Genomic DNA, 13,831 nt, shown 5'->3' on the forward strand with positions numbered 1-13,831 from the left:
GGTTAAAGGGCATCAGTAAATGTCAAAGGATCGGGAGGGGGATTGGCTTAAGCCCACCAGGGGTCTTCTCCGGTACGGAAGTCAGTCTCCGTCCAGGGAGTCAGAGCAATTTTGCCATCTTCACTCACGTCAGCATGAACGAGCGCCAGCGACAGGGGCGCAGGTCCACGCACAACTTTGCCTTCGTTGTTGTATTGAGAGCCGTGGCAAGGGCACATGAACTTGTTTTCAGCCGCGTTCCAGGGAACGACGCAACCCAAGTGGGTGCAAACTGCGTTTAGCCCAAAACTTGCAATCTCGCTATCACTTTCGACAACCACATAGGTCGGATCGCCCTTCAAACCCTGGGTTAAGACGCGATCGCCCACCGCATGACTATTCAAGAAATCGCTGACAATCACATCATTGCCGAGTGCGTCTTTGGCAGTTACTCCACCGCCACCTGCGCTGCTAGAAGGAGGAAGAAAATACTTCACGACTGGGTAGAGAGCGCCCAAGGCGGTGCCTGTGATCGTCCCAAACGTGAGCAAATTCATGAATTGACGACGACCCATATCGGGTACGTCCGGGTTTCCAGAGAGTTGAGCCATGAGTTGATCTGAAGTTATGCGTCAGGAATGAGCTTAAGTGAACGGTTCTATACGTGATCTAGGCGTGAAATTGTAACTTTTTAAGCCTGCTTTTTAAGCTAAAGCATTGCAGAGGATAGCATGATTGCGAATCAAATCGCCGCCCGTCAATGCAACACGTCCAGCAAGTCGATGACGAATTGCTATGAGTGGCGCAACAACGGCAGTTCACGTTTTTCTAAAAGTATTATTACATCTCTAGAATCAGTATCATAGCTTTAAGCAAAGGAGCCGTTTCTTTGTAAAGAAAGGTAAATAGATGGTCCTAAAAGCGTCGCTTTTGCAACGAATTGTGAAGCATTTAACCTGAAGGGAGCTATGACCGGACAAGACCTACACCAGCTATTGCTGAGCAAATGGGGACGCTCTTACGACATTCAACTGCGGCGGACGCAAGGCAAAATTTTTGTCCAGGTCATGTGGAAGTACCTGGAGCAGGCTTCTTTCCCAATGACGGAGCCCGACTACCTGGCGCACCTGAACACGGTGGCAGATTATCTAAATGCCTGGGGTAGCACTGAACAAGTGCAGGATTTTATTGAGCAAACCCGCGATCGCCCTCGCCTGGGAAAAGCGGTGAATATCCCAGTTGACTTGGGCGATCGCGCCTCCGAGTGGATTCTGGAAGAATTCTAAACGGGTTAATATCCTGTCGGTCAACGTCCAGTCAGCATCACCATTCCAGCACCGCCAAAATATAGCCCTAGCACTGCGCCTGCCAGCAGACTCTGCGTAACTGGGTCGGTTGATGGAGTCAGCACTGCGCCGAGAACAACCGCTCCCAACAGCACATAGCGCCAGCCCGATAGCATCTGCTTGGACGAAACCACTCCAACCAAACCCAACAGTAGCTGAATCACCGGAATTTGAAAGGCTAGCCCCGTACTGAATAGCAACAGCAGCACAAATTCAAAGTAGCGATCGATTGACCAAAGCTGTTCGACCACCCCCTCCCCATAATTAATGAAGAAATTCAGCGCAGCTGGAATCAGGGCTAGATAGGCAAATGCCAAACCTGCTACAAACAAAATTGTGGAGCCGAAGACGATCGGTCCGATAAACCGTCGCTCTCGTCGAGTTAACCCTGGCAGCACAAACTGGACAATCTGGTAAAGCACAAACGGACTGGCGACCAGCAAACCGCTGTATCCGGCTACCTTGATCGAGACAAAGAAATATTCGCCTGGGGAAAGCTGCAAGAATTTAGCGCCTTGCGCGGGAACCTCCAGTAGTTGAACAATTTTGTTCACCACTGTAAAGCAGCCGATGACACCCAACACTACTGCAACCAGAGCGTAGAAAATCCGCTGCCGCAGTTCTTCCAGATGGTCAAATAGCGACATCTCAACATCGTCTGGAACTTCGTCGGAGAAATCGTCATCGTCCGAAGCAGCCATAGCTTTACGAGCTTGAGCCGTTTTAGCGGTAGAACCGTTCGTGTTCAACTCTTCTGAGGATGAAGTCTCTAGTTCTGAAGGGGCAGTCATAGATTAACGTAAGTCAGACCTTTGCTAATCATTGTATCTGCCTTACCGAGGAATCCATTCTTCTAGAAGACATCCTATTGACCAATCTGTCTGAATCCTCTGCGGCAAGAAGAGCATAGAGGCGCAAAGTTCCTTCGCCCTTTTACCCCAAGCGTGGAAAAGCTACATTTTTGCCGAACCAGGAAGTGTTCACCGCTTTATAAGGATTGCAACGAAGGAAATATAAAGCTGAGTATTTACATCGTATTTACATCGCTCTTAACGCAGTTCTAAGTAGCCAGCACTATATATTCAAAATTCTCGCTGCACAGATCAGGAACTAGGGCGACTAGAGTTTTACTTTTCTCTGAAGGTAAGCAATGTAAAAAGTAGGTGAAGCCACGTAGGTGCTTCTAAAAAGAAAGCTTTAAGATCCAAGCTTCTAGAGCGTTTAGCGGTTGTCCTTTTACTCTGTTTGAGGATAGCATTTCAGGTGGCATTCACGGCTCCTTCTCTCTTGCTCTCTCTAAATGCAGTCTTGGATTCTGCAACAGAATGCTCAAATTTTCGTCAGAGTTATGTGAATTCGTTGAAGGTTTTTAGAATCACAAAGGCTAGCTATTAGACAGGATATGAGCATCAGAACCGTAGGCATGATTACTGGATACCAAAGCGTCACTCAGAGTGATTGGCTGTGGCAGCAGACTCCAAACCCCTTTGGAATTTGGGGCAATATCCAAATGCTCGCGAAAGAGCCGCAGCCTGATTTTTTGCTGATGTATCAGTTTGACTTTAAACGTAGAGTTTCTGCTAAACAATCCTGGTTATCTAGATTTCAAAATAAGCAGGTTAAAACGGTAAATGTTGAACCGGATCTTAGAGGTGTCCCAAAAGAAAGAGTCATTTATTTGATGCGAGAACCACCCTTAGAAGAGGTGGTCAAGAGCAACCAGAAAAATTACAAAGCAGCTCAAAACTATTGTGGGTATATTTCAGGACCAGATGATTTTGCTCCTGTGCCCGATTATATGCCAGCTATCTGGTACCACTCCAACTCCTTTCGTGACCTGAATGAAATGCCTCCTCCGGTCAAGGTCAGCTCTTGTAGTTGGATTACTTCGGGAATCAACCGCACTGCTAATCACCGAAAGCGCTTAGATTTCTTACAGAATTTGCGCTCCAATGAGATTGACTTTGATCTCTATGGGCGTAATTTGCCAGAGACAAGTAATAGCTCGGGGGAGCTAAAGAACAAATGGTACGGAATGGCACCCTACTATTACAACCTGGCGATCGAAAACTATGCTGATAACGATTGGTACGTCAGTGAAAAACTGTGGGACTCTCTTCTAGCCTGGTGTCTGCCAATTTACTATGGTGGGCCTGCGGCTGATCGGCTTTTACCAGAAGGAAGTTTTCTACGATTGCCGAGTTTGGACGAAAAAGGAATAGCTTATATCCAAGAAGTTACCTCTACTCCAGATGCTTGGTATGCCGCCAAACCAGCGATCGCAGAAGCCCGGCAGATCATTCTACACAAGCTGAATCTGCTGAACTGGCTATCTGAATTCGTCGAAAAATTTGACTAACTGCAATGAGTTGTTCTTGTTAATTCTCGTTCAAATTATTCTCGTTCAAAAGAAATTGAGAGCCTAACACCATGGACGGAATTTGTACTCTCGCTAATGATTATGTGTATGACCAGTTAGTCGCTTTGCTAAATAGCATTGAGGCAATTGCAGGTTCAGAGATGCCCGTCTGTGTTTACCCTTATGACAATAAGACTGAACGAATAGCGGCAGAAATTGCTCGTCGTCCTAATGTGCAGCTTTATGATGATCAAGATTCAATCCAGCATTGGGACCAGTACGTCTGCAAGATTTGGGATGCTCACCCTACGGCTCGCGATCGCTGGCAAAAAGCGGGTTATGAACCCTACCATCGTGTCGGTACTCATCGTCGCTTTTGTGCTTTTGACGGACCGTTTGACCGATTCTTGTACATGGATGCAGACACGCTGCTAATGAGTCCGGTCAAGCCAATTTTTGAGCAACTAGACAATGCTGATTGGGTTGTTTACGACTTCCAACACAAAGATCCAAGCCATGTCTACGATCTGTCCTCAAAGAAACTGAAGCAGATATTTCCACAAGAGCGTATCAAGTCTGAAATTTTTTGTTCTGGATTTTATGCTTCTAAAAGAAACGTTTTTAGTCCAGAGATGCAGAGCTGGCTACTCACAAAATTACGCGATGGAGAAGCAGAAATTCTCTATGATATGGCTCCTGACCAAACCATTCTTAACTATATGGTGATGCGTTCAGGCATTTCAAGCTACAACTTTTCACTCCGTTTACCTGCTGAGGCTAGAACAGGTTGCTGTGTAACCTCACAAAATTTTAGTGAGCAAGATCATCTCCTTTATGATCGGGGAAATCGATTAACTTATATTCACTACATTGGGCTTAAATCCAAACATTTTGCTCGATTGTGTCAGGGTGAAAATGTCAATTTTCCTTATCAAGATCTTTTTCTTCACTATCGTTTTCTGCACGAGCCGGAGAAAAAACCTGTGTTGGTTGATGTCCCCAGACCTCAAAAGTCTTCTCCCAACTTAAAGCAACGAGTTTTACGCAAGCTTGGACTATCTTACTGAGGATTGCCTAATGAGTCGCGGCATATATATCACGGCTAATGACCGAGTGACCGAACAGGCGATCGCCCTGCTCAACAGCATTCGATTTTACGATCCTGAAACACCCGTTGTGCTGATCCCTTATGACGATCAGTATCATGCTGTTGCTAATACTTTAAATCAGTTTTATGGGGTACAAGTCTATGAAGATCTAGAATTCATAGATCGGCTGTCTAAGAAACTGCATCAGTGTTTTGGCGAGAAGTTTTTTGCTCGTCCCAATCAGTTTCGTAAACAGGCTTGCTGGTTTGGCCCCTTTGATGAATTTGTCTATATCGATACTGATGTCGTTGTCTTTGAAAAGATTATTGACAACACCAACTATCTAGCTGAGTACGACTTCATTTGCTCTGATTATCAGCACGCTGGTGGCATTACTAATGTCTTTACGTCTAGGGTAATCGAAGATCAGATTTTTACTGAAGATGAGCTAAAGGGCATTTTTAATGGTGGATTTTGGGGATCGAAGAAGAATCTAATTTCTGAGGAAGATTTGTATAAAACTTTCGCAGAGTGTGCGGCTCATCCCGAATACTTTGATTTTTCTCAAAAAACGTCAGATCAGCCAATCATCAACTACATGATTCTGAAGCGCTTGCCTCGGCGCTTTAATATCGTTCGCAAACCTGGTAAAGGTCCAGGCAATTGGGCAGGAAGCCATCACTTTGTCCGTCAGGGAGATATTTTAGTTGATCCAAATTTGAACCAGCCGTTGCAATATTTGCATTGGGCGGGCATTCGAATGGAACCAGGCTGCCCCTACTGGGATATTTGGGAACATTACCGCCACTTGGATGGGCCTGAACCAGCCCAACCGTTTGTCAGGAAGCCTGAGAACCCGCTCTGGCGGAAGGTTGTCAATCAAGTTAAGCGTGCTCTCTAGTGCATCTACCCGATTGTTTCAAGGTTTGTGCTTTTGTCGTACTTGTAAATCGCAAAAATTATGACAACTAGTATTGTGACAGGTGTTGCAGGATTTATCGGTTCTCACCTTACAGAAGCCCTGCTAAATCGGGGGGAGAAGGTGATAGGAATTGACCAATTTAACGATTATTACGACCCAGCCTTGAAGCGGAAGAATGTCCACTCTTTCGCAGCTAATCCTAACTTCCAGTTGATTGAGGACGACATTCAGTTAATCGATTGGTCAACACTGCTGACAGATGTTGAGTTTGTCTATCACCAAGCGGCTCAGGCTGGCGTGAGAGCGAGTTGGGGAGGTGGATTTCGCGCTTACACCGAACGCAACATTAACGCAACGCAAATTCTTCTGGAAGCCGCCAAAGAAGCCAAGCATTTGAAGCGATTAGTATTTGCTTCTACCTCTTCGGTCTATGGTAATGCTGAAACCCTCCCTACCGCAGAAACGATTTGTCCCCAGCCTGTCTCGCCCTATGGAATTACTAAGCTAGCGGCTGAGCGGTTGTGCTGGCTCTATCATCAAAATTTTGATTTGCCTGTAACGGCTCTGCGCTACTTTACGGTTTATGGTCCTCGGCAGCGTCCAGATATGGCATTTCACAAATTCTTTAAAGCTGTACTGGAAGATCAGTCGATTCCAATTTACGGTGACGGGCAGCAAACGCGAGATTTTACCTTTGTCAGCGATGCTGTCGCCGCTAACCTTGCTGCAGCTACAGTTCCAGAGGCGATCGGTGAGGTATTCAATGTCGGCGGTGGTAGCCGAGTTGTGCTGACCGAAGTGATTGATACGATGGAGGCGATCGCCGGTCAACCCATTCGCCGTAACCACATCGGTTTAGCAATGGGAGATGCCCGCCATACAGCCGCTGACGTTTCCAAAGCAAAGAGAATCCTGGGCTACCAGCCCCAGATTTCTCTGAAGGAAGGTCTGACTCAAGAATGGCAGTGGATTAAATCGCTGTACGCCTAAAATCAGCTTGCTGTTTTCGAAGCAACCATCTTAGGTGACCTGACCGAGAACCTTTCAACAAAAAAGCGCACCTCTGAATAGAGGTGCGCTTTTTCATTCCGAAAAACTAGCCCAGCACAGACTTAGCTTGAGCCACTACGTTTTCAACTGTGTAGCCAAACTTCTCAAGACAAACTTCTCCGGGAGCCGACGCACCAAAGCGATCGATGCTAATCGATCGGCCCTCATTGCCCAGGTAGCGGCACCAGCCAAAACTGGAACCTGCTTCTACTGCCAATCGCTTCGTTACAGCCTTGGGTAGAACAGACTCGCGATAAGCTTCATCTTGAGCATCAAACAGTTCCCAACAAGGCATGGAAACAACTCGCACTTTCTTACCTTCGCCACGAAGCTGCTCTGCTGCATCAACACACAGGTGCAGTTCGCCGCCCGTACCAATCAAGATCAGGTCAGGCATACCTTCACTGTCTGAGAGGATGTAAGCCCCTTTAGCAGTGTTTTCTATTGAACTACCCGCCAAGTTAGGTAGATTTTGACGAGATAAAGCAATGAGGGTAGGCGTTTCACGGCTTTCTACCGCAACTTTGTAAGCACCAGAGGTTTCGTTGCCGTCCGCAGGACGCATCACGTTTAGGTTAGGAATCACCCGCAGAGCCGCAACGTGTTCGACGGGTTGATGAGTTGGCCCATCCTCGCCCAGCGCAACAGAGTCGTGGGTCATGACGTAAATCACGCCAGCACGCGACAGAGCGGAAAGTCGGATTGCTGCGCGCATATAGTCGGTGAAGACCAGGAAGGTTGCACAGTAAGGAATTAAGCCTGAATTGTGCAGCGCGATGCCGTTGCAGATTGCGCCCATGCCATGCTCACGGACCCCAAAGCGCAAGTTGCGATTTGCATATTGTCCTGCCTGGAAGTCGCCGGATGACTTCAACAATGTTTTGTTAGAAGGAGCCAGGTCAGCAGAACCGCCAATTAGCTCAGGTAAAGCGCCTGCGATCGCATTTAAGGTTTTACCCGATTGGTTACGGGTCGCATCCGCTTTGTCATCGGGAGTGTAGGTGGGTAAGCTCTTTGCCCAATCTTCGGGTAGCTTGCCACTAAGCATCCGCTCTAGTTCAGCCGCTTCTTCTGGATACTCGGACTTGTAGTGGGTGAAGAGTTGATTCCACTCGGCTTCCAGATCTGCACCTCGCTGTACCGCTTTGCGGAAATGATTCAAGGCATCTTCTGGAATCACGAAAGGTTCGTATTCCCAGCCCAAATTTTCACGGGTGGCCTGCACTTCTGCGCTGCCTAATGCAGAACCGTGAACATCGTGGCTGTTGGCTTTGTTGGGTGAACCGTAGCCAATGGTGGTCGTAACTTTGATGAAGGAAGGCTTATCTGTAACCGCTTTTGCCGCTTCGATCGCCGTTTTCACTGCATCTAAATCGGTGTTTCCACCCTCGACGTGCTGCACATGCCAACCGTATGCTTCAAACCGCTTGGCTACATCTTCTGTAAACGAGAGGTTTGTGGAACCGTCAATAGAGATATGGTTGTCGTCGTAGAGCGCAATCAGTTTACCTAAGCCAAGGTGCCCTGCCAGGGAGCAAGCTTCGCCGGAAACTCCTTCCATGTTGCAGCCATCACCTAAGATCGCGTAGGTGTAGTGGTCAACGATGGTGGCATCGGGCTTGTTGAAACGGGCAGCTAAGTGAGCTTCTGCCATTGCCAAACCGACTGCGTTAGAGATTCCCTGACCAAGTGGACCAGTGGTCACTTCTACCCCAGGAGTCATGAAGTTTTCGGGGTGCCCTGGCGTGCGAGATTCCCACTGGCGGAATTGCTGAATGTCGTCAATGGTGACACTGTCATAACCCGTCAAATAGAGCAAGGCATACTGCAACATGCAGCCATGACCAGCAGACAAGACAAAGCGATCGCGGTTAAACCAATATGGATTTTTAGGATTGAACCGCAGGAATTGATCCCACAGCACAAAGGCCATTGGCGCAGCGCCCATAGGTAGCCCTGGATGACCAGATTTAGCTTTTTCTACAGCGTCAATTGCCAAAAAGCGAATTGAATTAATGCAAAGTTCTTGGAGGGATTGAGTTGCGACAGCCATGATCTCTTTTACTCAACGACGGGTTATCACTTGGATCAGAATGAGCTAAAACTGGGTACTCTGGATCGCCTTAAAGCTGTATGTCCATCATCCCACTAGCCGGATCGACGGGCAAGAATCTCTCAGAATAGAAGCAATGTACAGGGCAAGGCAAATACGAAGCAATATAAACAGTTATGAGCAATAAGCAATTCTACTTACTGCTCATAATCTCAAGTCTATAGCTTACTGGGCAATTGATCTAGGGATTTGTCGAAGCCCTAACTCCAAAGCTTGCAGCTTTTTGCTACTGTCTGAATTTCTTAAATGCTAGCGTTACATTGTGTCCACCGAACCCAAAAGAGTTAGAAAGAGCAACTTCCACTGCCTGCGCCCGACTGTGGTTTGGCACATAGTCCAAATCGCACTTAGGATCAGGGTTTTCCAGGTTGATAGTGGGAGGAAGTTGGTCATTGGCAACTGCCAGAACGGCCGCAACAGATTCGATTCCACCGGAGCCACCCAGTAGGTGTCCGGTCATGGATTTGGTTGAGCTAACAGCAATTTTGTATGCGTGTTCGCCCAGCACAGTTTTAATCGCAGACGTTTCATTCGGATCGTTGACAGGTGTACTGGTGCCGTGAGCATTGATGTAGCTCACCTGGTCAGGAGTCAAGCCTGCATCTTTCAAACAGAGGGAAATTGCTCTGGCGGCTCCTTCTCCTTCTGGGGCAATGTTGGTCATGTGGTAAGCATCGCAAGTCATACCATAGCCAACAATCTCGGCGTAGATGCGGGCATTGCGGCTAAGCGCGTGTTCGAGTTCTTCAATCAGAAGGATGCCTGAACCTTCACCCATGACAAAGCCATCGCGATCGCGATCAAAGGGACGGCAAGCGTGAGCCGGATCATCATTTCGGGTCGAGAGGGCCCTAGCTGCAGCAAACCCTGCTAACGATAGGGGCGTAACCGCCGCCTCAGTGCCGCCGCAGATCATAGCCTGAGCATAGCCTCGCTGCACTAAACGAAAGGCATCACCGACAGCATTAGAGCCAGAAGCACAGGCTGTCACTGGGCAGGAGTTTGGCCCTTTTGCACCTACATGAATAGCAGTCAGCCCAGCTGCCATGTTCGCGATCATCATCGGGATCATGAACGGGCTACAGCGGTCAGGTCCGCGAGTCAGGTAGACCTCCTGCTGGTCTTCCAAGACTTTTAGACCGCCAATTCCAGTGCCGATAATGACGCCAACCTGCTCGGCATTGAGATCGTTGATTGCAAATTTGGCATCGGCGATCGCCTGCTTGCTGGCAGCTAGACCAAACTGGGAAAACCGATCCATCCGCTTTGCATCTTTACGATCCATGTAGTCATGCGGATCGAAGCCCCTAACTTCTCCTGCAATTCGGCAATCATGCCGCGAGGGGTCAAACAGGGTAATCGGACCGATGCCGTTGCGTCCGCTTAGCAACCCCTCCCAGTACTCGGCTAGGGTATTGCCAATTGGCGTAACTGCACCTAAACCCGTTACGACAACACGCTTAAACTCAGAATCAGAACTACTCATGACACCAGCTTCAAGGGTTCAAGTACCCAGGCACAAAATGACGAATAAAGATTGGAAGTAGGGGGCTTGGAGCGTTCACCCTGCTACTTAATAAACATAGATCTATGCTGCAGCCTTGCTGTTGATGTAGTCTACCGCAGCCTGAACCGTCGCAATTCCTTCTGCGGCTTCATCAGGAATTTCAATATCAAACTCTTCTTCCAGCGCCATTACCAACTCAACGGTGTCTAAAGAATCGGCACCCAGGTCATTTGCAAAGCTAGCTTCTGGCTTGACTTCGGTTTCTTCAACACCAAGCTGCTCAGACACGATCTTCTTAACTTTCTGAAAGATTTCTTCTTGACTCATAACAATTTCCTACTTGTTCCTAGTTAAGTATGGCGAACACACACAGATTGTTGACCCAAATCCTCTGGTGCTGCAAGCAAACTTTTACTCACTCCAAGCCAGCCTACAGGGTCATTACTTAGCAGCAAACAGTTTCTAGTAGAAGCGGGTACGAAACTATCGTGACCTGATCTACAGATTCACCAGATTTTTGAGCATCTCTTCATCTTATCTGAAAGCGTCACCGGGTTAGCGGCATGCAACAGATGATTGTTGGCGATCGCTCTCTACCCCCTTACTTTTATCTCAAGGCGAGCAGTTTATATAGACAGGTCTGAAACCTGCCTAAACCTGCCCATCGCTTTTAAGAAAAGCTTTGATACAAAGTCAGCCCCCCAGTGCCAGGTAAATAAGCGATGATAAATTTAGGGCGACACTCAAATCCATCGAGTGTGTCAATTTAACCCCTGTCCGTTATCCATGACGCTTAAATACGCTTACTTTCCGGGTTGCGTGGCTCAAGGTGCCTGCCGCGAACTATACCTTTCAACTGCGGCGCTGACTCAAGCTTTAGGAATTGAGTTGGTGGAGCTGAAAAAGGCCGCCTGCTGCGGTTCTGGCACCTTCAAAGAAGATTCTCAGCTTTTAGAAGATACGGTCAATGCCCGCAACATTGCTTTGGCAGAAGAATTAGACCTACCGCTCTTGACTCATTGCAGCACCTGTCAGGGCGTAATTGGGCGGGTCGATGAACGGCTCAAAGCGGCCCAGCAGCATGATCCTAGTTACATCCATCAGGTCAATGGACTGCTTGAGCATGAGGGATGTTCTCCTTATAAAGGCAGCACAGAAGTCAGACATTTACTCTGGGCATTGGTCGGTGACTATGGACTAGAGGCGCTTCAGCAGCGAGTCACCCGTAAACTATCGGGTCTGAAGTGTGCTGCCTTTTACGGCTGCTATTTATTGAGAACGCAGAAGCACTTACCCTACGACGATCCCTATAGCCCGGAGTCAATGGAGAATGTGTTTCGGGCAGTTGGGGCAACGCCAATCTACTATCGAGGGCGGACTCAATGCTGCGGTTGGCCGCTCTCTAGCTACGCTACAACTCAAGCTTTTGAAATGGCGGGAGGACATATTCAAGAGGCGATCGCTGCGGGTGCTGACTGCATCGTGACACCCTGTCCCCTCTGTCATCTCAATCTAGACTCTCGCCAACCCGAAGTTGAGCAAGTCATTGGCAAGAAGTTAGGTTTACCCATTTTGCATTTGCCGCAGCTCGTTGCGCTTGCTTTGGGAATCAGCCCTAAGCAACTTGGGTTAGATCGTCATATCGTCTCGACTCAACCCGTTCTACAAAAGATCGAGAAGGCAGGAGTTACTTAGGTAAAGCGTGGCTAGCTGTGTATTAATTCAATCGTACTAGCTACTCCTCTAGTGCCCATTTCAAAATTTGTCTGTCTGTAACTTGTAAAGAGCGGTAGGGAGTTAGTTTCAATTCAATATTTCTTGATCTAGCCTAACCAACAAGTTTTAATGCCGATTTAAGCAAAATTTGCGACAAATCGAACTTTACAACGAGGGCAGCATTGCTAGGTCAGCATGGGAACCTGCTGCAACTTCAATTTTACTTGGTTTGAAGTTCCTGATTTGAGAAGCATTAAGTCCCCTTTTTCTGCAGAGCTCTACAAAAAAGGGGGACTCAATCTCTTTTTAGGGAAACTTTGTCCTAGTGCAAGCTCAGATCAAATTGTTATAAGCTAGTAAAAATTATTACTAGTCAGCTATGGTTCCTCAGTCAACCAACCCAGAGATTAGCCAAAAATCTTTGAGGCAGTGGCAGCATGTAATGGCTCCTTATGGTTTAGGCTACCGCATCAAGCTGCTCTCCCAACTGATGGCACGAAAATTTCAAGAGCGGCTAGATCCATTCGGGCTGACTCCATTCCACTGGGTAGTGTTGTGTTGCCTATGGGAGGAGAATGGTCTAGCGACCTCTAGCATTGGTGAAAAATTGCAGCAGGTTGGTGGAACTCTGACAGGCGTTCTAGACCGCATGGAAGAACGAGGTCTGGTACGACGAGAGCGCGATCGCCAAGACCGTCGAATCTGGCGAATCTGGCTAACTGAAGCCGGAGATCAACTCAAGCAAGAGCTACTGCCGATCGCCCAAGACATTCGAGAAGAAACTTTGGAAGGAATGTCTGAAACAGAGTGCCAAGTGCTGTCAGGGCTAGTTGATCAGGCGATCGCGAATCTATCAAAGACTCACTAGAGTACCGTTGATGATTGCGCGGTTGGCAGCTTCGGTATCGTTAAAATCAACCCAAAAATTAGCCTTTTCCGGCTAGGTGAGCAAGCTGCTTCATGTTGACTAGATGAAGCGCATCACGATGCGGATCAGTCGCAATCCACCCCTTACTTTCCAGCTTTTCCATGATTTTGGTTGCTTCTTCAACGCTGACATCTGTTACCTCCGCCAAATCTTTAAGCGGAACGTTGAAGATCTCGGTGCCCTGCTCAGAAGGATGACCATAGTCTTCGCCGAATGCAACCAACGTATTGGCCAGCTTAATAGCGGGTGGCTGATGCCGTAGCTGAAACCGAAGATTGTTTTGCCGCAGCCGCTTCACCATCAGTTGCAGCATTCGATGATGGAGCTGCGAATCTTTGAAAAGAGTTTGGATAAACCGTTGAGCGGAAATACTCAGCAACTTGACTTGAGAAAGCGCCACAACATCGGTTGAGCGAGGCGACTCGTCTAAAATTGCCATTTCGCCAAAAAAATCGCCCTGACCCAAAATTGCCAGCGTTACGACCTCTTCACCTGCATGACGACGAACCTTAACCCAGCCCGACTCAACAAAATAAACTGCATTTCCCCAGGCATCTTCCATGAGAACGGCTCTGTCTGCTGGGTAGTCGTGCTCAACAGCAATAGACAGCAGCCATTCTAAAGTTTCTGGGCTAGCGGCGTTAAAGAGCGGGAAAAGCTCACTAAAAGCTTCGGTCTGCATGAAAGGCGCTTAGGTAAAACTGACCGGACATTGATTATCTGACTATGCTACCCAAAAACATCTAAAAACTTCTAGCTCTTGAGGATCATAGATACCCGTAAGCTGTCAACTAGATGTTACAGATTGCCTGCACCACTAGAA

At 47.8% G+C, this 13,831-nt stretch carries 13 protein-coding genes; 7 read left to right on the plus strand and 6 right to left on the minus strand.

The features are described from left to right. Window positions 1-47 precede the first annotated feature (47 nt). Entirely contained in the window at window positions 48-590 is a 543-nt protein-coding gene (petC, locus tag H6F93_RS04475; protein ID WP_190646414.1) for a cytochrome b6-f complex iron-sulfur subunit, read from the minus strand. 357 nt (window positions 591-947) lie between these two features. Between petC and H6F93_RS04480 the strand changes: the two genes are divergently transcribed. Next, window positions 948-1,265 (plus strand): DUF3067 family protein, encoded by a 318-nt coding sequence (locus H6F93_RS04480; protein WP_190679481.1) that lies wholly within the window; start codon window positions 948-950, stop codon window positions 1,263-1,265. Between the two features lie 20 nt (window positions 1,266-1,285). Here the strand turns inward: H6F93_RS04480 and tatC are convergent, their stop codons facing one another. Next, window positions 1,286-2,116 (minus strand): twin-arginine translocase subunit TatC, encoded by an 831-nt coding sequence (gene tatC / locus H6F93_RS04485; protein WP_190646416.1) that lies wholly within the window; start codon window positions 2,114-2,116, stop codon window positions 1,286-1,288. Window positions 2,117-2,727: 611 nt separating this feature from the next. Between tatC and H6F93_RS04490 the strand changes: the two genes are divergently transcribed. The 4 genes from H6F93_RS04490 to H6F93_RS04505 all read left to right on the plus strand — a co-directional run bounded on the left by H6F93_RS04490 (window position 2,728) and on the right by H6F93_RS04505 (window position 6,684). Continuing rightward, complete coding sequence (locus H6F93_RS04490; RefSeq protein ID WP_190679482.1) at window positions 2,728-3,684, plus strand: glycosyltransferase family 10 domain-containing protein; 957 nt, start codon at window positions 2,728-2,730, stop codon at window positions 3,682-3,684. A 71-nt stretch (window positions 3,685-3,755) separates the two neighbouring features. After that, on the plus strand, window positions 3,756-4,751 hold the full coding sequence (locus tag H6F93_RS04495; RefSeq protein ID WP_190679483.1) for an Npun_R2821/Npun_R2822 family protein: 996 nt from the start codon (window positions 3,756-3,758) through the stop codon (window positions 4,749-4,751). 10 nt (window positions 4,752-4,761) lie between these two features. Then, complete coding sequence (locus H6F93_RS04500) at window positions 4,762-5,673, plus strand: Npun_R2821/Npun_R2822 family protein (RefSeq protein WP_190679484.1); 912 nt, start codon at window positions 4,762-4,764, stop codon at window positions 5,671-5,673. Window positions 5,674-5,733: 60 nt separating this feature from the next. Further along, window positions 5,734-6,684: an NAD-dependent epimerase/dehydratase family protein gene (locus H6F93_RS04505; RefSeq protein WP_190679485.1), complete on the plus strand. Its 951-nt coding sequence runs from the start codon at window positions 5,734-5,736 to the stop codon at window positions 6,682-6,684. A gap of 106 nt (window positions 6,685-6,790) precedes the next feature. On the opposite strand, the gene tkt is transcribed toward H6F93_RS04505, so the two are convergent. The 3 genes from tkt to acpP all read right to left on the minus strand — a co-directional run bounded on the left by tkt (window position 6,791) and on the right by acpP (window position 10,691). Then, the gene (gene tkt, locus H6F93_RS04510; protein WP_190679486.1) at window positions 6,791-8,797 is read right to left on the minus strand and encodes a transketolase; all 2,007 of its coding nucleotides are present in this window, start codon (window positions 8,795-8,797) and stop codon (window positions 6,791-6,793) included. Between the two features lie 286 nt (window positions 8,798-9,083). Beyond that, window positions 9,084-10,343: a beta-ketoacyl-ACP synthase II gene (gene fabF / locus H6F93_RS04515; RefSeq protein WP_190646422.1), complete on the minus strand. Its 1,260-nt coding sequence runs from the start codon at window positions 10,341-10,343 to the stop codon at window positions 9,084-9,086. 102 nt (window positions 10,344-10,445) lie between these two features. Then, a complete protein-coding gene (gene acpP, locus H6F93_RS04520) occupies window positions 10,446-10,691 on the minus strand; it encodes an acyl carrier protein (protein ID WP_190646423.1) in 246 nt (81 codons plus the stop codon). Window positions 10,692-11,150: 459 nt separating this feature from the next. Between acpP and H6F93_RS04525 the strand changes: the two genes are divergently transcribed. Next, window positions 11,151-12,059, plus strand: a complete 909-nt coding sequence (locus H6F93_RS04525; RefSeq protein ID WP_190679487.1) for a CoB--CoM heterodisulfide reductase iron-sulfur subunit B family protein — start codon at window positions 11,151-11,153, stop codon at window positions 12,057-12,059. Between the two features lie 400 nt (window positions 12,060-12,459). Further along, window positions 12,460-12,948 carry a MarR family winged helix-turn-helix transcriptional regulator gene (locus H6F93_RS04530; RefSeq protein ID WP_190679488.1) on the plus strand — a complete coding sequence of 163 codons (489 nt, stop codon included), beginning with the start codon at window positions 12,460-12,462 and terminating at the stop codon, window positions 12,946-12,948. A 58-nt stretch (window positions 12,949-13,006) separates the two neighbouring features. Here the strand turns inward: H6F93_RS04530 and H6F93_RS04535 are convergent, their stop codons facing one another. After that, entirely contained in the window at window positions 13,007-13,690 is a 684-nt protein-coding gene (locus tag H6F93_RS04535) for a Crp/Fnr family transcriptional regulator (RefSeq protein WP_190646426.1), read from the minus strand. Window positions 13,691-13,831 lie beyond the last annotated feature (141 nt).

Source organism: Leptolyngbya sp. FACHB-671, assembly GCF_014695745.1.
In the GTDB taxonomy this organism is placed as follows: Bacteria; Cyanobacteriota; Cyanobacteriia; order Elainellales; family Elainellaceae; genus JAAUTN01.

Bases quoted from the DNA above. Each gene is read 5' to 3' on its own strand.
- H6F93_RS04490 (WP_190679482.1), top strand. From the start codon at position 2,728: ATGAGCATCAGAACCGTAGGCATGATTACTGGATACCAAAGCGTCACT.
- petC (WP_190646414.1), bottom strand. From the start codon at position 590: ATGGCTCAACTCTCTGGAAACCCGGACGTACCCGATATGGGTCGTCGT.
- tatC (WP_190646416.1), bottom strand. From the start codon at position 2,116: ATGACTGCCCCTTCAGAACTAGAGACTTCATCCTCAGAAGAGTTGAAC.
- fabF (WP_190646422.1), bottom strand. From the start codon at position 10,343: ATGAGTAGTTCTGATTCTGAGTTTAAGCGTGTTGTCGTAACGGGTTTA.
- acpP (WP_190646423.1), bottom strand. From the start codon at position 10,691: ATGAGTCAAGAAGAAATCTTTCAGAAAGTTAAGAAGATCGTGTCTGAG.
- tkt (WP_190679486.1), bottom strand. From the start codon at position 8,797: ATGGCTGTCGCAACTCAATCCCTCCAAGAACTTTGCATTAATTCAATT.
- H6F93_RS04535 (WP_190646426.1), bottom strand. From the start codon at position 13,690: ATGCAGACCGAAGCTTTTAGTGAGCTTTTCCCGCTCTTTAACGCCGCT.
- H6F93_RS04530 (WP_190679488.1), top strand. From the start codon at position 12,460: ATGGTTCCTCAGTCAACCAACCCAGAGATTAGCCAAAAATCTTTGAGG.
- H6F93_RS04500 (WP_190679484.1), top strand. From the start codon at position 4,762: ATGAGTCGCGGCATATATATCACGGCTAATGACCGAGTGACCGAACAG.
- H6F93_RS04480 (WP_190679481.1), top strand. From the start codon at position 948: ATGACCGGACAAGACCTACACCAGCTATTGCTGAGCAAATGGGGACGC.
- H6F93_RS04495 (WP_190679483.1), top strand. From the start codon at position 3,756: ATGGACGGAATTTGTACTCTCGCTAATGATTATGTGTATGACCAGTTA.
- H6F93_RS04525 (WP_190679487.1), top strand. From the start codon at position 11,151: ATGACGCTTAAATACGCTTACTTTCCGGGTTGCGTGGCTCAAGGTGCC.
- H6F93_RS04505 (WP_190679485.1), top strand. From the start codon at position 5,734: ATGACAACTAGTATTGTGACAGGTGTTGCAGGATTTATCGGTTCTCAC.